The sequence below is a fragment of the Isoptericola sp. NPDC060185 genome, assembly GCF_042728595.1.
Classification (GTDB): domain Bacteria; phylum Actinomycetota; class Actinomycetes; order Actinomycetales; family Cellulomonadaceae; genus Isoptericola.
In genome coordinates, this window is record NZ_JBHWYY010000002.1 from 69,944 (window position 1) to 86,893 (window position 16,950).

At 75.2% G+C, this 16,950-nt stretch carries 14 protein-coding genes; 8 read left to right on the plus strand and 6 right to left on the minus strand.

The window, feature by feature from the left end:
* Positions 1 to 28 precede the first annotated feature (28 nt).
* Positions 29 to 1,675 carry a hypothetical protein gene (locus ACFWDO_RS01190; RefSeq protein WP_380326294.1) on the plus strand — a complete coding sequence of 549 codons (1,647 nt, stop codon included), beginning with the start codon at positions 29 to 31 and terminating at the stop codon, positions 1,673 to 1,675.
* A gap of 37 nt (positions 1,676 to 1,712) precedes the next feature.
* Here the strand turns inward: ACFWDO_RS01190 and zapE are convergent, their stop codons facing one another.
* Positions 1,713 to 2,798, minus strand: a complete 1,086-nt coding sequence (gene zapE, locus ACFWDO_RS01195) for a cell division protein ZapE (protein ID WP_380326297.1) — start codon at positions 2,796 to 2,798, stop codon at positions 1,713 to 1,715.
* Positions 2,799 to 2,836: 38 nt separating this feature from the next.
* Between zapE and ACFWDO_RS01200 the strand changes: the two genes are divergently transcribed.
* Together ACFWDO_RS01200 and ACFWDO_RS01205 are read left to right on the plus strand one after the other, a co-directional pair.
* A complete protein-coding gene (locus ACFWDO_RS01200) occupies positions 2,837 to 3,637 on the plus strand; it encodes a dihydrofolate reductase family protein (RefSeq protein WP_380326300.1) in 801 nt (266 codons plus the stop codon).
* 74 nt (positions 3,638 to 3,711) lie between these two features.
* Complete coding sequence (locus tag ACFWDO_RS01205) at positions 3,712 to 4,209, plus strand: hypothetical protein (RefSeq protein ID WP_380326303.1); 498 nt, start codon at positions 3,712 to 3,714, stop codon at positions 4,207 to 4,209.
* A gap of 81 nt (positions 4,210 to 4,290) precedes the next feature.
* On the opposite strand, the gene ACFWDO_RS01210 is transcribed toward ACFWDO_RS01205, so the two are convergent.
* From ACFWDO_RS01210 to gndA, 3 genes are read right to left on the minus strand one after another with little or no spacing between them, the layout of a single operon-like run.
* Positions 4,291 to 5,565: a hypothetical protein gene (locus ACFWDO_RS01210; protein WP_380324999.1), complete on the minus strand. Its 1,275-nt coding sequence runs from the start codon at positions 5,563 to 5,565 to the stop codon at positions 4,291 to 4,293.
* Positions 5,562 to 6,887: a hypothetical protein gene (locus ACFWDO_RS01215; protein WP_380324996.1), complete on the minus strand. Its 1,326-nt coding sequence runs from the start codon at positions 6,885 to 6,887 to the stop codon at positions 5,562 to 5,564. The genes ACFWDO_RS01210 and ACFWDO_RS01215 overlap by 4 nt, the downstream gene beginning before the upstream one ends.
* A 7-nt stretch (positions 6,888 to 6,894) precedes the next feature.
* Complete coding sequence (gene gndA, locus ACFWDO_RS01220; RefSeq protein WP_380324993.1) at positions 6,895 to 8,331, minus strand: NADP-dependent phosphogluconate dehydrogenase; 1,437 nt, start codon at positions 8,329 to 8,331, stop codon at positions 6,895 to 6,897.
* A gap of 207 nt (positions 8,332 to 8,538) precedes the next feature.
* On the opposite strand from gndA, the gene ACFWDO_RS01225 reads away from it, so the two are divergent.
* From ACFWDO_RS01225 to ACFWDO_RS01245, 5 genes are all read left to right on the plus strand, one after another.
* Complete coding sequence (locus tag ACFWDO_RS01225) at positions 8,539 to 9,201, plus strand: DUF3000 domain-containing protein (protein WP_380324990.1); 663 nt, start codon at positions 8,539 to 8,541, stop codon at positions 9,199 to 9,201.
* Entirely contained in the window at positions 9,198 to 10,427 is a 1,230-nt protein-coding gene (locus tag ACFWDO_RS01230) for an HRDC domain-containing protein (RefSeq protein ID WP_380324987.1), read from the plus strand. The genes ACFWDO_RS01225 and ACFWDO_RS01230 overlap by 4 nt, the downstream gene beginning before the upstream one ends.
* 179 nt (positions 10,428 to 10,606) lie before the next feature.
* Positions 10,607 to 11,857 carry a thiolase family protein gene (locus ACFWDO_RS01235; RefSeq protein WP_380324984.1) on the plus strand — a complete coding sequence of 417 codons (1,251 nt, stop codon included), beginning with the start codon at positions 10,607 to 10,609 and terminating at the stop codon, positions 11,855 to 11,857.
* A 5-nt stretch (positions 11,858 to 11,862) separates the two neighbouring features.
* A complete protein-coding gene (locus tag ACFWDO_RS01240; protein ID WP_380324982.1) occupies positions 11,863 to 14,007 on the plus strand; it encodes a 3-hydroxyacyl-CoA dehydrogenase NAD-binding domain-containing protein in 2,145 nt (714 codons plus the stop codon).
* A gap of 149 nt (positions 14,008 to 14,156) precedes the next feature.
* On the plus strand, positions 14,157 to 15,257 hold the full coding sequence (locus ACFWDO_RS01245; protein WP_380320132.1) for a glutamate--cysteine ligase: 1,101 nt from the start codon (positions 14,157 to 14,159) through the stop codon (positions 15,255 to 15,257).
* Positions 15,258 to 15,296: 39 nt separating this feature from the next.
* Here ACFWDO_RS01245 and ACFWDO_RS01250 read toward each other — a convergent pair whose 3' ends face one another.
* Together ACFWDO_RS01250 and pflA are read right to left on the minus strand one after the other, a co-directional pair.
* Positions 15,297 to 16,061 carry a PIG-L deacetylase family protein gene (locus ACFWDO_RS01250; protein ID WP_380320129.1) on the minus strand — a complete coding sequence of 255 codons (765 nt, stop codon included), beginning with the start codon at positions 16,059 to 16,061 and terminating at the stop codon, positions 15,297 to 15,299.
* An 18-nt stretch (positions 16,062 to 16,079) separates the two neighbouring features.
* Positions 16,080 to 16,949: a pyruvate formate-lyase-activating protein gene (pflA, locus tag ACFWDO_RS01255; RefSeq protein ID WP_380320126.1), complete on the minus strand. Its 870-nt coding sequence runs from the start codon at positions 16,947 to 16,949 to the stop codon at positions 16,080 to 16,082.
* Between the last annotated feature and the right edge of the window lies 1 nt (position 16,950).

Consider the following 16,950-nt stretch of genomic DNA (forward strand, 5'->3'; position numbering starts at 1 on the left):
GTCGGTGCCCGTGGCTAGAGTGTCCGCCGTGACCGCTGCCGATCCAGGTCTTGCCGACAGGGCGGCGACCGGCCCTCCTCCCCCGCTCCCGCGGACCCGGGACCGGTGGCCGGGGCCGCGCCCGTTCGTGTGGGCGCCGCGGGCGCACACCGTCGAGGTCGTCCTGCCCGCCACGGGCGACCGGCTCCCGCTGCGCCTCGTGGGCGCGCACGAGCCCGGCTACTGGCGCGCGGACGCCGAGCTCTCCGCGGGCACGGACTACGCGTTCTCGATCGACGGCGCGGACCCGGTGCCCGACCCGTGCAGCACCTCCCTCCCCGGCGGCCTGGACGGGCCCTCCCGCGTGCTCGACCCCGACTTCCCCTGGACCGACGATGCGTGGCACGGCGCGGACCTCGACGTCGGCGCCCTTCTGCGCGTCGACGTCCCCACGTTCACCCCCGAGGGCACGCTCGACGCCGCCGCCGACCGCCTGGCCGCGGTCGCGGACGCCGGCGTCGTCGGCGTGGAGCTCTCCCCCGTCGCCGCCTTCGACCCGGCCCTCGGGCCCGCCGCGGGCGTCCGGCTGTTCGCCGTCCACGAGCCGTACGGCGGCCCCCGGGCGCTGCAGCGCTTCGTCGACCGTGCGCACGCGCACGGCCTCGCCGTCGTGCTCGACGCCCCCCACCGGTGGGCCGTCGCCGACCGGCTCGGCCTGCACGCGTTCGGCCCCTACGCGACGGGCTCGCGGATCGGCCCGCGCACCGGGGCCCGGCCCGGGCCCGCCGGCTCGGACAGCCCCCGGCTCAACCTCGACGGCAGCGGCAGCCGCGGCCCGCGCGACTTCCTCGTCGCGGACGCCGAGCGGTGGCTGCGGGACTTCCACGTCGACGGGCTGCTCCTCGACGTCGAGGCCCTCGTGGACCGGTCCGCGATGCCCTTCCTGGGGGAGCTCGCCGAGGACGTCCACCGGCTCGGCGAGCAGCTCGGGCGCCGCGTCGCGCTCCTCGTGGACGGGCCCGGTCGCAGCGACCGGCTGACCACCGTCGTGCACCACATCCTCGCCGCCCCCGGCGACGACGACCGCGCCCAGGACCTGCGTCGCCTGGCGAACGAGGTCTTCCCGCCCACGACGGCGCCCTGGCGCCCGCCGAGCCTCCGGCGCGCCCACCGCGCCACCCAGCGCGCGTCCTCGGTGCTGGTGCGCGACCTCACGCGGCTGCCCGCGGCGAACCGCTCCGTGCCCTGGACCCCCGACGCGACCGACGCGAGCGGCGGTGCCGAGGCGGCCGTCACCGACGACGACCGCGCCTGCCTGCTCACGTTCGCGATCCTCGCCGGCACGCCGCCCGTGCTCGACACCGAGCACGTCCCCGTCCCGGCGCGGGACGCCCGGTCGCGCCGCCTCGTCGCGTGGACCAGGACGCTGGCCGGCCTCCGCCCCGCCGCGTCGGCGGACCGGGACCTGCCCGTGGAGGTGCGCACCGACGGCACCACGCTGCTGGGTCACCGCGGCCGCACCGCCGTCGCGCTGGTCACCGGGACGGAGCGGGCCACCGTCGACGTCTCCGGGCTGCCCGACGGCACCCGGCTCGTCGCCGCGTGGGACCCGGCCGGGACCACCTACGAGGACGGCACGCTGACGCTGCCGCCGCGGTCGCCGGCCGTGCTGCACACGGGGCCGGTCGACCGGTAGCCCGGGCGGACGGCGCCCGGGACGCTACGCGGTGGTGCTACGCGGCGAGGCGGCGCCCCTCCTCGGCGAGGGCTCCCAGGCGCGACAACGCCCGGAAGTACTTCTTGCGGTAGCCGCCGCGGAGCATCTCGTCGGTGAACAGGTGCTGCGCGGAGTCGCCAGCCAGCAGCACCGGCACGTCGCGGTCGTAGAGCCGGTCCACCAGCACGACGAGGCGCAGCGCCACCTCCTGGCGCAGCACGGGCCGCACGCCGGTGAGCGCCACGAGCTCGACGCCGTCGAGCAGGGCGCCGTACCGGCTCGGGTGCACGGTGGCCAGGTGGGCGAGCAGGTCCTCGAACCCGTCGAGGACGGCGCCCGGGTGCGCGGCCGCCGCACGGGCCACCACGTCCTCGGCCAGCGGGGCGGCCTCGGTGACGACCGCGCGGTGCCGGTAGTCCTCGCCGTCCACCCGCAGCACCTCGAACCGCGAGGAGAGCGCCTGGATCTCGCGGAGGAAGTCCTCGGCGGCGAACCGGCCCTCGCCGAGGGCCTCGGGCAGGGTGTTCGACGTCGCGGCGAGGGCGACGTCGCGGTCCGCGAGCTCGCGCAGCAGCCGGGACATCAGCACCGTGTCGCCCGGGTCGTCCAGCTCGAACTCGTCGATGCACACGAGCCGGCGGGTGGCGAGCGCCTCCACGGTGGGCAGGAAGCCGAGGGCGCCCACGAGGTTCGTGTACTCCACGAACGTGCCGTACGCGACCGACTCCTCGCCGAGCGCGGCCGTGACCTCGTGCGCCAGGGAGGTGAGCAGGTGCGTCTTGCCGACGCCGAAGCCGCCGTCCATGTACACCGCGGGGACGGCCTTGCGCCGGCCGAACAGCGCCTTGAGGCCGGACGCGCGCGCCGCCGTGATCTCCCCCGCCACCTCCTGCAGCCGGGCGGGCACCGTCGTCTGGCTCGGGTGCGCCGGGTCGGCGCGGTAGGTCGAGAACCGGGCCTGCGCGAAGTGGCGCGGGGGCACGAGGTCGGCGAGCAGCCGGTCCGGCGAGACGGTCGGACGCACGGCCGACAGGGAGGGCACCGCGCCCTCCCGGGCGTCGGAGGTCGGGGGCGTCGCGGGGGTGTCCTGCGTGAGCGTCACGACCGTCAAGGCTACGCCGCGTCAGTACGCTGGCCGCTGTGAGATCTGCCACGACGCCGCTCGACCTGCTCGTCCCCGGACCCGAGCACCTGCCCGCGGACCCGGCCGAGCCGCGGCTCACCGCCCTCCACGCGCTGCCCGCCGGCGTGCCGCACGTCCGGGCCAACATGGTCGCCACCGTCGACGGTGCGGCCTGGGGCTCCGACCACCGCTCCGGCTCCATCAACGACGACGCGGACTGGCGCGTCTTCCGCGTGCTGCGCGCCGCGGCGGACGTCGTGCTGATCGGCGCCGGCACCGCCCGGCACGAGGGTTACACCGCCCTCGACCGGCCGCCGGGGCTGCCCGCCGCGAGCGACCGGCCCCTGGAGCTCGCGCTCGTCTCGCGGTCGGGCCGCGTGCCCCAGCTGCTCGCCGACGGCGACCGGCCGCCCCTGATCCTCACGGGTGCCGCCGGCGCCCGGACGGCCGCGCGCATGGTGCCCGCCGACCGCGTGGTCGAGGTGCCGGCCGCCGGCGACCCGGACGACGTCGACGTGCGCGCCGGGCTCGCCGCCCTCGCGGGGCGCGGGCTGGCCCGCGTGCTGTGCGAGGGCGGCCCGACGCTGCTCGCCGCGATGCTCGCGGACAGCCTCGTCGACGAGCTCTGCGTCACCACCAGCCCGAGCGTCGTCGGGCCGGGCCCGTCGCGCATCGTCGCCGCCTCCCCTGCCGGGGCATCCGGCGAGCCGCCGCCGCCAGCCGGGATCCCGTCGACGCCGCCCGTGCCCGCACGTCTCGCGCACCTGCTGCACGCGCCGGGCACGGGCACGCTGGTGGCGCGCTGGCTGCTGCGCTGAGGCGCTCGTCACCACCGCACGGGAAGGGCCGTCCTGACCTCGCGGACGGGGCCCCGGATGACTACGGTGCTGGCATGCCGACGACCATCATCCTCACCGAGGACGCGCTCACCGACGCCGATGTGCAGCACATCGCGGACCTGCAGGCCGAGCAGCCGGAGAGGTACCGGGTCCTCGTGCCCGAGGACACCGACTCCGACGTCGTCTCCGCGATCATCGACCACCTGTGGAGCGGCGAGCTGCGCGAGGCCGGCGAGGACCTCGTCGGCCGGGAGCCCACGCAGGACGAGGCGAAGGTCACCGCGGCCGACCGGCTCGAGCGGTCGCTCGCGCTGCTGCGCGCCACCGGGGTCGCCGCCGACGGCGAGGTGACCGCGGAGGACCCCGTGCCCGCGCTCGCCGCGGCGGTCACCGCCGAGGGAGGGCCGGACGGCGTGCAGGGGGTCGTCGTGGTCACGTACCCCCACGTGGTCGCGGACACGCTGCGCAGGGACTGGGCGTCGCGCGCCCGGCAGAAGCTGCGGGCGCCGGTGCTGCACCTGTACGCCGGCACCAGCGAGATCGGCGACTGACGACGCACGACGGGCCCGCACCCATGGGGGTGCGGGCCCGTCGGCGCGCCAGGACCGGGCCGTGTCAGGACGGGTGCTGCCTCAGAAGCCCGTGCCGGTGGGCTCCGGGTACCACTGCCGGAACTTGCGCACCTGGTTGACCTTCGCGGCCGCGACGTACGCGCGTCGCTTGGCGCCGCCGTCGGCAGCCCAGTAGGCCAGGGGGTGCGCGGTGTCCGGGGCGAGCCGGCGCACCTTCGCCCGCAGCCCGTCCTCGCGGACGTACCGCAGCAGCAGGCTGGTCGGCAGGATGGAGTAGAGCACCTCGCGGGTCACGACGACCGGCTCGAGGGCCACCCCGTCCACGTGGTCGGCCACGACGAACCGCGCGACGTTCGCGCCCGCCGCGGTCACGTAGTAGTTGTTGCGGCCGATGCGGGGGTTCACCTCGAAGAAGGCGAAGCTCCCGTCGCGCGGGTCCACCTTGATGTCGAAGTTGGCGAAGCCGCGGTAGCCGGTGGCCGCCAGGAACGCGCGCGCCTGGTCGAACATCGTGCCGAGGTCGCCGGTGATCATGGCCGCCGGGTTCCCGAGGCCGTTCGGGGTGTGCTCCTCGAGCAGCACGTGCGCGCCGGCCATGAGGGTGGCGACGCCCCGCCCGTCGACGTACGCGGTGATGGAACGCATCTGCGTGTCGTCGCCGGGCACCAGCTCCTGGGCCACGAACCGGCCGCGGAACCCGGCCTCTCGCAGGCGGCGCCACAGGTCGTCGAGCTCGGCCTGCGTGCCGATCTCGAACACTTTGCGCTTGCCGGGGAACTCGACGTCCTGGTAGTCCGCGCTGCTCGCCGCCTTGGCGATGAGCGGCCAGCCGACGTCGACCGGCACGGGCTGCCACGACGGGTCGTCGGCGCCGGCGAAGTCCTGCACGATCGTGCGCGGCACGGCGATGCCGACCTTCTCGGCGAGCTCGGCGAAGGTCGCCTTGTCGCTGATGTCGTCCAGCAGCTCCTCGTCGAGGAACGGCACGACGTACCCCGCGGCCTCGAGCTCACCACGGTGGCGCACCACCGTGCGCACGAGCCAGTCGGAGTTGGCCAGGAGCAGCAGGCGGCGGCCGGGGTCGGCCGCCAGCGTCTCGGCGGCCACCTTGAGCGCGGCGTCCACGAGCCCGCGCGCGTCGTGGCTGTCCTCGACCTGCACGGTGCGCAGGATGCGGGAGTCGGCGATGGGCCCGGGCACGAGGCCCGAGATCACCGTCGACGTCACGCCGTACAGCTCGTGGAAGGCCCGCCCGAGGGCGTACACGCCGATGTCGCCGCCGAGGATGACCGGGGCGAGCTCGGGCCGGGGCTCGGGCGCGGTGGAGCGGCTCATGCACTCACCCGGCCGGGCGCACCATCCGGCGTGTTGGTGGCGTGCACGCGCCGCAGCTCGTCCAGCGGGTAGTGCTGGCGGTACTTGCGCCAGTGGTTGACCAGCGCGGTGAGCACGTACAGCCGGCGGCGGGGTGAGGCGTCCGCGGAGTAGCGCAGCGGGTGCACGGTGCGGCGTGCCCGCATGAGCCCGACCACCCGGGCGCGCAGCGCCGGGTCCAGCACGTACTGGCGCAGCAGGCGGTGCGGCACGACGGCGTAGAGCATCTCGCGCTCGGCCGTCACCGGCTCGCGGCGCACGCCGTGCACCACGTCGTCCACGAGCACCTCGGCCACGTTCTGGCCGCCCGCGGTGACGTAGTAGTTGTTCCGACCGATGCGAGGGTTCTGCTCGAAGAACTTGAACACGCCGTCGCGCGGGTCGAGCTTCACGTCGAAGTTCGCGAAGCCGCGCCAGCCGGTGTGCTCGAGCAGCCGCTGCGCGGCGTCGAGGATCGGGTCGATCCGCTCGACGATCATCGCCGACGGGTTGCCGCGGGTGGCCGGGGTGCGCTCCTCGAGGAGCACGTGGGCCGACGCGCGCAGCGTCACCCGCCCGCTGCTGTCCGCGTACGCGGTGACCGAGCGCATCTGCGTGTCGTCGCCCGGGATCATCTCCTGGACGAGGAACCGGCCGCGGAAGCCGGCCTCGCGCAGCGAGATCATCAGCCGGTCGAGCTCGGCCGGGGTGGCGATCTCGAAGATCTTCTTCTTCCCGGGGAACGTCACGCCGTGGTAGTCGGCGCTGCTCGCCGGCTTCGCGATCACCGGGAAGTCGAAGGCGACGGGCGCCGGCTGCCAGCCCGCGTCGTCGGCCCGCGCGAAGTCCTGGATCACGGTGGCCGGCGTGGGGATGCCGAGCTCGGCGCACGCGGCCGCGAACTCCGCCTTGTCGGAGATGCGGTCGATGAGCGCGACGTCGGCGAAGGGCACGACGTACCCCGCGCCCTCGAGCTCCGCGCGGTGGTGCACGAGCGTGCGGACGGCCCAGTCCATGTTGGTGAGCGCGACGAGCCGGTCGCCGGAGCCCGCCTGCGCGGCGGCGAGGTCGCGCAGGGTCGCGACGATCTGCTCGGGCTCGCTGCCGGACAGGACGACGTCGATGATGCGGGAGTGCGCGATCGGGCCGGGCTCGGCGAACGCGACCACGGTGGTGCGCACGCCGTACCGCTCGTGGAACGCCCGGGCGAGGGCGTACACGCCGATGTCGGACCCGACGATGACCGGTCGGAACCCGGGAGCGGCCGCGGGTGCTCCCGCGGCCGGGGTGCTGGGGGTGCTCACGGTGGCGTCAGGCCTCCTGCTCGGTGCGGTCGCCGGACCACTCGGTGTGGAACGTGCCGTCGCGGTCGGTGCGGCGGTAGGTGTGGGCGCCGAAGAAGTCGCGCTGCGCCTGGATGAGGGCGGCGGGCAGCCGCTCGGCGCGGACGCCGTCGTAGTAGGCGAGGGACGACGAGAAGGCCGGCGTGGGGACCCCGTTGAGGGCCGCCTGCGCGACGACGCGGCGCCAGGCCGACAGCCCGTTCGCCACGGCGTCGGTGAAGTACTCGTCGGCGAGCAGCAGCGGCAGGTCCGCGGCACGCTCGTACGCCTCGGTGATGCGGTTGAGGAAGCGCGCGCGGATGATGCAGCCACCGCGCCAGATGCGGGCCATCGCGCCACGGTCGACGTCCCAGCCGTACTCGGCGGAGGCGGCCGCGATCTGGTCGAAGCCCTGCGAGTACGCGACGACCTTCGACGCGTACAGCGCGAGACGCACGTCCTCGATGAACGCCGCGCGGTCGGTGACGTCCCACGTGCCGGCGTCGGCGGGCAGCGCGGCGCGGGCGGCCTCGCGCTGGGGCACGGAGCCCGACAGGGCGCGCGCGAACGTCGCCTCGGCGATGCCGGTGATCGGCACGCCCAGGTCGAGGCCGTTCTGCACGGTCCAGCGGCCGGTGCCCTTCTGCTCGGCCTGGTCGAGCACGATGTCGACGAACGCGCTCCCGGTCGCGGCGTCGACGTGCTGCAGCACGTCCGCCGTGATCTCGATGAGGAACGACTCGAGGTCGCCGGTGTTCCAGTCGGCGAAGATCTGCCCGATCTCGGCCGCGGACGCGCCGAGGCCCTGCTTGAGCAGGTCGTAGGCCTCGGCGATGAGCTGCATGTCGGCGTACTCGATGCCGTTGTGCACCATCTTGACGAAGTGGCCGGCGCCGTCGGGCCCGACGTAGGTGCAGCAGGGGGTGCCGTCCACCTTCGCGGAGATGTCCTCGAGGATCGGGCCGAGGCTCGCGTAGGACTCGCGGGTGCCGCCGGGCATGATCGACGGGCCGTTGAGCGCGCCCTCCTCGCCGCCGGAGACACCGGTGCCGACGAAGTGCAGACCCTTCTCGCTCAGCGTCTTCTCGCGGCGGATCGTGTCGGGGAAGTGCGCGTTGCCGGCGTCGACGACGATGTCGCCCTCCTCCAGCAGCGGCAGGAGCTCGTCGATCACGGCGTCCGTCGCGGCGCCGGCCTTGACCATGATCACGACCTTGCGGGGCCGCTCGAGGGAGGCGACGAAGTCCGCCATCGACTCGGACGGCACGAAGTCGCCCTCGTGCCCGGCCTCCGCGATCAGGGACTCGGTCTTGGCGTACGACCGGTTGTGCACCGCGACCGTGTACCCGTGCCGCGCGAAGTTGCGGGCGAGGTTGCGGCCCATGACCGCAAGTCCGGTCACGCCGATCTGGGCACGAGCTGTCATCGTTTCCCTGCTTCCGTCGATTCTCGGTCGGTCGGGCGTCGTCGGACGGGCTGCGCGGGAGGCGCGCCCGACCCGGCCCGGGGAGCCGGGTCCAGCGTAGTCGGCGCCGCGCGCGAGGTGTACGGACCATCACGATCCGGACACGACACCCCGGGCCCGCCGCGTCGCCTCCCCGCCCCGCGGCCCGGGCGCCGTACCGTGGCAGGCGTGACCGGCGACCGCACGGGCGACTCCAGGCAGGACGGCAGGCAGGACCCCAGCCAGGCGCCCGCCCCGTTCGCGGCCGCGCTGGCGTCCTTGCGCGAGCGACGGCTGCGCGGCGAGGTGCACCTCGCCGAGATCCCGGGCCCGACGCGGATCGCCCCCTGGTCGGTCGCCCTCGAGGGCGAGGTCACGGAGCCCGACGGCGACGAGGTCGCGACGGGCCGGTTCGTGGTCCTGCACGACCCCGAGGGCCAGGAGACCTGGCAGGGCACGTTCCGCGTGGTCACGCTGGTGCGGGCCACTCTCGAGCCCGAGCTCGCGGCGGACCCCCTGCTCGCCGAGGTCGCGTGGACCTGGGTGACCGAGGCGCTCGGCGCCGCCGGGGTCGAGGTCCTCGCGCTGGGCGGCACCGTCACCCGCGTGCTCTCCCAGAGCTTCGGCGCGCTCGGCGAGACACCCGACGCCGTCGACCTCGAGATCCGCGCATCGTGGACCCCGACGGACACCGACCTCGGCCTCCACCTCGCGGTCTGGGCCGACCTCATGGTGACCGCCGGCGGCCTGCCACCCCTGCCCGACGGCGTCACCGCGCTGCCCTCGCGGCCTGGCGGGCGCACCCGCGGCCCGACCCGGCCCCCGTCGCGACCGCATACCGTGGGGCCATGAGCTCAGCAGTCCCCCCGTCCGCCGCCGCCGACGTCGTCCCGCTCACCGAGCCCGCGGACGGCGTCGGGCGCGTCGTCGACACCCCCGCCGCCTTCGACCGCGTCGTCGAGCGCTTCGCGGCCGGCACGGGCCCCGTCGCCGCCGATGCCGAGCGCGCGTCGGGCTACCGCTACGGGCAGGCGACGTACTTGGTGCAGCTGCGCCGCGAGGGGGCCGGCACCGCCCTGCTCGACCCCGTCGCGATCCCCGACCTCTCCCGCCTGGGCGACGCCGTGGGCGACGCCGAGTGGGTGCTGCACGCGGCCTCGCAGGACCTGCCCGGGCTGGCCGAGCACGGGCTGCACCCGGCCCGCGTCTTCGACACCGAGCTCGCCGCGCGGCTGCTGGGCCTCGAGCGCGTGGGCCTCGCCGCGGTCGTCGCCGAGCTGCTCGGCCTGGGCCTGGCCAAGGAGCACTCCGCGGTCGACTGGTCCACCCGCCCGCTCCCGGAGGACTGGCTGCGGTACGCCGCGCTGGACGTCGAGGTGCTCGTGGACCTGCGCGACCGCCTCGCCGAACGGCTCGACGCCGCCGGCAAGACCGAGTGGGCGGCGCAGGAGTTCGAGGCGGAGCGCACCGCCGCTCCCCCGGCCCCGCGACTGGACCCGTGGCGGCGCACGTCCGGCACCCACACCCTGCGCGACCGGCGGCAGCTGGCCGTGGTGCGCAGCCTGTGGCAGGCGCGCGACGCCAACGCCCGGACCCGGGACATCTCGCCCGGACGCGTCCTGCCGGACCGCGCGATCGTCGCGGCCGCGCGTGCCCTGCCCCGCACCGTGCCGCAGCTCGTGGCGCTGCCCGAGTTCGCGGGCAAGGCCACCCGCCGCCGCGCACCGGCGTGGCAGCAGGCGATCGACGAGGCCCTCGCGCTGCCCGCCGACCGGCTGCCCAGCAGCCGCGGCCCCCGGACCGACGGCCCGCCCCAGCCGCGCACCTGGGCGGACCGAGACCCCGTCGCAGCCCGCCGCCTCACCGGCGCGCGCGAGCTGCTCGGCACGATGTCCGGCGACCTGCACCTCCCGGTCGAGAACCTCCTGCAGCCCGACGCCCTGCGCCGGCTGTGCTGGACGCCCCCGGACCCCGCCCGCGCGGCCGAGATCGCCGACTTCCTGCGGGGCCGAGGTGCCCGGCCGTGGCAGATCGACCTCGTCGCGGTCCCCCTGGAGTCGGTGCTCGCGGAGGCCTGAGCCGGGCGCGGCGACGACGGTACCGCGAGTGCTGATACCCCGTCTCACGATGGTCTATCCTCGTTACCGGTACTCGCGGTAGCGTGTACCTCGGTGCCGGCCTCACGCGGGTCGAGCCCGAGAGCGGCGTCGCTCGTCGGACGCCGAAGTCCCGACCATCGTCAGTGGATGGAGCTGCCATGACCACCCGGAACCCGGCCCGCCGCGCGCTGCGCGACGTCGTCTTCGTCGAAGGCGTCCGCACGCCGTTCGGCAAGGCCCGCCCCGACGGCCTGTACGCCGAGACCCGCGCGGACGACCTCGTCGTCAAGGCGGTACGCGAGCTGCTGCGCCGCCACCCCGAGCTGCCGGGCGAGCGGGTGGACGAGGTGGCCATCGCCGCCACCACCCAGCAGGGCGACCAGGGCCTGACCCTGGGTCGCACGGTGGGCATGCTCGCGGGCCTGCCGACCACCGTCCCCGGCTTCGCCATCGACCGCATGTGCGCGGGCGCGATGACCGCCGTCACCACGACCGCCGCCGGCATCGCGACCGGCACGGCGGACGTCGTGGTCGCGGGCGGGGTCGAGCACATGGGCCGCCACCCGATGGGCTTCGACGCCGACCCGAACCCGCGGTTCCTGTCCGAGCGCCTGGTGGACCCGGAGGCGCTGAACATGGGCGTCACGGCCGAGAACCTCCACGACAAGTTCCCGCACCTGACCAAGGAGCGCGCGGACGCCTACGCCGTGAACAGCCAGGCCAAGTACGCCAAGGCCCTGGCCAACGGCGACATCGGCTCGGAGCTCGTCCCCGTCGCGGTCCGCTCCACCGAGCAGGGCTGGGGCCTCGCCACCGCCGACGAGCTGCCGCGACCCGGCACCACCGTCGAGGGCATCGCGAACCTCAAGACGCCGTTCCGCCCCGGCGGCCGCGTCACCGCCGGCAACGCCTCCCCGCTCACCGACGGCGCCACCGCCGCCCTCCTGGCCTCCGGCGACACGGCCGCCGAGCTGGGCCTGCCCGTCGCGATGCGCCTGGTCTCCTCCGCGTTCGCCGGCGTCGACCCGTCGATCATGGGCTACGGCCCCGTCCCGGCCACCGAGAAGGCGCTCGCCCAGGCCGGCCTGACGATCGACGACATCGGCCTGTTCGAGATCAACGAGGCCTTCGCCGTGCAGGTGCTGAGCTTCCTCGACCACTACGGCATCGCCGACGACGACGAGCGCGTCAACCCGTACGGCGGCGCCATCGCCATGGGTCACCCGCTGGCCAGCTCGGGCGTGCGCCTGATGATGCAGCTCGCGCACCAGTTCGCGAAGCACCCCGAGGTCCGGTACGGCATCACCACCATGTGCGTGGGCCTCGGCCAGGGCGGCACCGTGATCTGGGAGAACCCGCACCACGCCGACTACTCCGGCCACACCACCGCGACGGACGAGGAGAACTGACCCCGATGACCGAGAACACCTCCGGCGTCCGCGCCGAGCGCGTCACCCACTCGCGCGTCCGCGACGTCGAGCTCCCGGGCGGCGCGGGCACCCTCGCGCTCGTCACCCTGGACAACGGCCTCGACCACACCAAGCCCAGCACCCTGGGCCCCGAGGGCATGGCCGAGCTCACCGCGGCGCTCACCGCGCTCCAGGAGCGCGCGGGCCGCGGCGAGATCGCGGCCGTCGCCGTCACGGGCAAGCCGTACTTCCTCGCCGCGGGCGCGGACCTGCTGCAGGTCTCCACCGTCACGTCGCACGAGCAGGCGCTCGAGCTGGGCCGCTCCGGGCACGCCGCATACGAGCTGCTGCACACGATGGGCGTGCCCACCTTCGCGTTCGTCAACGGCCTCGCCCTCGGCGGCGGCCTCGAGGTCGCGCTCAACTGCGACTACCGCACCGTGTCGTCCGACGCCCCCGCGCTCGGCCTGCCCGAGACCGGCCTCGGCCTCGTGCCCGGCTGGGGCGGCGCCTACCTGGTGCCGCGCCTGGTCGGCATCGAGAAGGCCGTCGACGTCATCCTCACGCGCCCCGCGGCGCAGAAGCCGTTCAAGGCGGCCGAGGCGGCGCAGATCGGCCTCGTGGACCAGCTCTTCGAGGCGGCCGACTTCCTCGAGCAGTCGATCCTGTGGGCCTCGCGCGTGCTGCGCGGCGAGGTCGAGGTGCCCCGCCGCGAGCTGGACCCGCAGCCCGTGTGGGACGCGGTCGTCGCGGCCACGCGCCAGCGGCTCGACGCCGTCGTCGCCGGCTCGCGCCCCGCGCCCGGGCGCGCCCTCGACCTGCTCGCCGCCGCCCGCACGGCGACGCGCGCCGAGGCCTTCGCCGCCGAGGACCAGGCGCTGGCCGACCTCATCATGTCCGACGAGATGCGCGCCAGCGTCTACGCGTTCCAGCTCGTCTCGGGCGGCAAGAAGCCGGTCGGCGCGCCCGACAAGAGCCTCGCCCGCCCCGTCACCCGCGTCGGCATCGTCGGCGCCGGCCTCATGGCCGCGCAGATCGCCCTGCTCGTCGCCCAGCGCCTCGGCGTGCCCGTCGTCATGCGCGACCTGGACCAGGAGCGGGTCGACAAGGGCCTGGGCTTCGTCCGCGCCACCGTCGAGAAGCTGGTCGGTCGCGGCCGGATGACGCCGGAGGCCGCCGCACGGATCGTCGCGAGCGTGCACGGCACCACCGAGATCGGCGAGTTCGCCTCGTGCGACGTGGTGGTCGAGGCCGTCACCGAGGTGATGGGCCTGAAGAAGAAGGTCTTCGCCGAGCTCGAGGGCATCGTCTCCCCCGAGACGATCCTCGCGACCAACACCTCGGCCCTGTCCGTCACCGAGATGGCCGCCGACCTGCAGCACCCCGAGCGCGTGGTGGGGATCCACTTCTTCAACCCGGTGGCCCAGATGCCGCTGGTCGAGGTGGTGCAGGCCACGGAGACCTCCGACGAGGCGCTCGCCACCGCGTTCGCCATCACGAAGAAGCTCCGCAAGACGGCCGTCCTGGTCGCCGACCGCCCCGGCTTCGTGGTCAACCGCCTGCTGGTCCTCGTCATGGGCAAGGTCGTCGAGGCGATCGAGAACGGCACGTCCGTCGAGGTCGCCGACACGGCCCTCGCGCCGCTCGGCTTCCCGATGCCCACCTTTGAGCTGTTCGACCTGGTGGGGCCGGCCGTGGGCCTGCACGTGCTCACCTCGCTGCGCGAGGACCTCGGCGACCGGTTCCCGACGTCGCCGGGCCTGGAGAAGCTCGTGGCCGACGGCACGAAGGTCGTCCTGGACCGGCCCGCGCCCGGGCTGCCGAAGCCGGTGGACCCGGCGATCCAGGCCGTGTTCGGCGAGGCCCTGCCCGCCGGTGCCACGGGCCGCCAGGGCACCCCGGTGCTCGACGCCGCCGGCGTCCTCGACGCGGTGCTCACCGCGCTGACCGTCGAGGTGGGCCACATGCTCGACGAGGGCGTCGTGGCCGGGCCGTCCCAGATCGACCTGTGCATGATCCTCGGCGCCGGGTGGGGCTTCCACACCGGCGGCATCACGCCGTACCTGGACCGCTCCGGGTACTCCGAGAAGGTCCTCGGGCGCCGCATCCTGCCGGACGGCGTCGCGAACGTCCCCGAGGCCGTCGCCTGACGCAGGCCGACACCACCTGACACCTCCTCCTCGGGGCGGGGCCGGGCCACGAGCCCGCCTCCCCGCCGACGGCCGGTCCCCTCTCTCGGGGCCGGCCGTCGGCGTGTCCGCCCCGTGCCAGGTGACCCCGGCCGTGTGAGACTCCCGGCATGACGCGGACGATCGGGATCGAGGAGGAGTTTCTCCTGGTGGGCGACGACGGGCGGCCGGTGGCGCGAGCCAGCGAGGCGCTGGAGGTCACCGACACACCACCCGCCTCGCCCGAGACCGGTGGGGGCGCCCTCGACACGGAGTTCATGGAGGAGCAGCTCGAGACGGCGACGCACCCGCGCCGCGATCTCACCGAGCTCGCCGCCGAGGTCCGCGCCGGCCGGGAGCGCGCCCAGACGGCGGCCGACCAGGTCGGGGCGCGCGTGGCGGCGCTGGCCACCTCCCCGTGGCCGTTCGAAGGCACGACCGTGGCCCGGCTGCGCTACCTCGAGGCGCGGGCGGCGTTCGGCCTCACGGCCCGCGAGCAGCTCACGAGCGGCTGCCACGTGCACGTGGCGGTCGCCGACGACGCCGAGGGCGTCGCGGTTCTCGACCGGATCGGGCCCTGGCTGTCGGTGCTGCTCGCGCTCAGCGCCAACTCCCCGTTCTGGCAGGGCGAGGACTCGGGCTTCGCGAGCTACCGCTCGCAGGTGTGGGCGCGCTGGCCCACGTCGGGGCCGGCCCGCTCGTTCGGCTCGCCCGAGGCGTACCGGCAGGCGGTCGACGACCTCGTCGCGACCGGCACGATCCTCGACCGGGACATGGTCTACTTCGACGCCCGGCTGTCGTCGCGCTACCCCACCGTGGAGGTCCGCGTCGCCGACGTCTGCCTCGACGCCGACACCGCGACCCTGCTGGGCGCCCTCGCCCGCGGCCTGGTCGAGACGGCGGCCCGCGAGGCGGCCGACGGGCTCGCCGCGCCGGTGCTGCGCCCCGAGCTGCTGCGCACCGCCTCGTGGCGGGCCGGACGGTCGGGGCTGGCCACCGAGCTGCTGTCCCCGGGTACGTGGCGTCCCGCGCCGGCGCACGACGTCGTCGGCCAGCTCGTCGCGCACGTGCGGGACGCGCTGGTCGACGCCGGGGACCTCGACGCCGTCACCGACCTGCTCGGGCGGCTGTGGGCCGCCGGCGACGGGGCCGCGCGGCAGCGCGCCTGGCACGCCGAGTCGGGCGACCTGCGCGCCGTCGTCGACCGCGCCGTGGCCGCCACGCACGCCTGAACGACGGGCAGCGGGCGTCTGGCGCCGCAGACCGTCGCATCAGTCGTCCCAGCCCATCCGCAGCACCTCGAACGGCGTCGCGTGCTGCACGCCGAGGCGCGGTCCGGTGGCGGACGTCATCCGGCCGAGGAACTCCGCCGGGTCGAAGTGCTCCCACCCCAGCCCGTCCAGGTACGCAGCGTGCGCGCGCAGGGACGCGACGCCCGCGTCGAAGGTCGCGGTGACGTCCACGCCGTGCTCGGCGTCGGGCGACCCCGCCACCCACACCTGGCGGACGCCGCCCCACGGCTCGAGCCCGTCGGCCTCGAGCTGGTCGGTGAAGACCCAGCGGTTGCCGGCGTCGCGCACGGCGTCGACGACGGCGCGACCGGTGGCGATGTGGTCGGCCTGGTTGAGCATCCCCCCGGGGAACGTCTCGCGATAGTTGCCGGTGATTACCACCTCGGGGCGGTGCCGGCGCACGGCGCCCGCGATCGCGCGGCGCAGCGGCAGGCCGTACTCGATCACCCCGTCCGCGAAGCCGAGGAACTCGACGTCGTCGACGCCCACGGCCCGCGCGGAGGCGACCTGCTCGGCCTCACGCACCCGGCGCGCCTCGTCGGGGTGCATGCCGTCGATCCCGGCCTCGCCGCTGGTCACCATCGTGTAGACCACGCGCTTGCCCTGCCCCGTCCAGGGCGCGACCGCCGCCGCGGCGCCGAACTCCATGTCGTCGGGGTGGGCCACCACCGCGAGCGCCGTCGTCCAGGTCTCGTCGAGGGGGCGCAGCGGGCTGCCCTCGCCCGCGCGGTCGGACGTCGTCATGCCGACCACGCTAGCGACTCAGTACGTCGTCAGCCCGTGGGAGCGGAAGACGTCGCGCACGGCCTCGGTCGCCTCGGGCGTCGGCGGCTCGGTGTCCTCGAGCTCGTAGGCCCGGCCCAGCTCGGCCCACTTGTCGCGGGCCATCTGGTGGAAGGGCAGCACCTCGACGCGCTCCACCGTCCCGGGGCGCACGGCCTCGATGTCGGCCGCGTGCCGCGCGACGGCGGCGACGTTCTCCGGGTCGTCGGTGAGGCCGGGCACCAGCACGAACCGCACCCAGACCTTGACGCCGCGCTCGGCGAGGCGACGCCCGAACCGCAGCGTGGGGGCCAGCGAGCGCCCCGTGACGCGGCGGTAGGTCTCCTCGTCGCCGGCCTTGATGTCGAGCAGCACCAGGTCGGTGTTCTCGAGCATCGCGTCGGTCGCGTTGGCCCCGAGGAAGCCCGAGGTGTCGAGCGTCGTGTGCACCCCGAGCTCCTTCGCGCCCCGCAGGACCCGCGCGGCGAACGCGGGCTGCATGAGCACCTCGCCGCCCGAGAGCGTGAGGCCGCCGCCGGTCGCCGAGAAGATCCCGCGGTAGCGGGCCACGCGGGCCAGCAGGTCCTCGGCGCGGACGGGCTCGCCGTCCTTCATCGCGAGGGTGTCGGGGTTGTGGCAGTACAGGCACCGCAGCGGGCAGCCGCTGAGGAAGACGGTGAGCCGGGTTCCCGGCCCGTCGACCGCGGTGACGAGCTCCCAGGAGTGCACGGACCCGAGCTCGCCCGAGCGCATGAGCGCCAGTCGCTCCGAGCGCTCGACGTCGACGGGCTCGAGGCCCTGGGGTCCGGCGCCGGCCCGGCGCGGGGAGGGGGCGTCCAGCAGCACCGGGCCGGCAGTCATGGTGGTCATC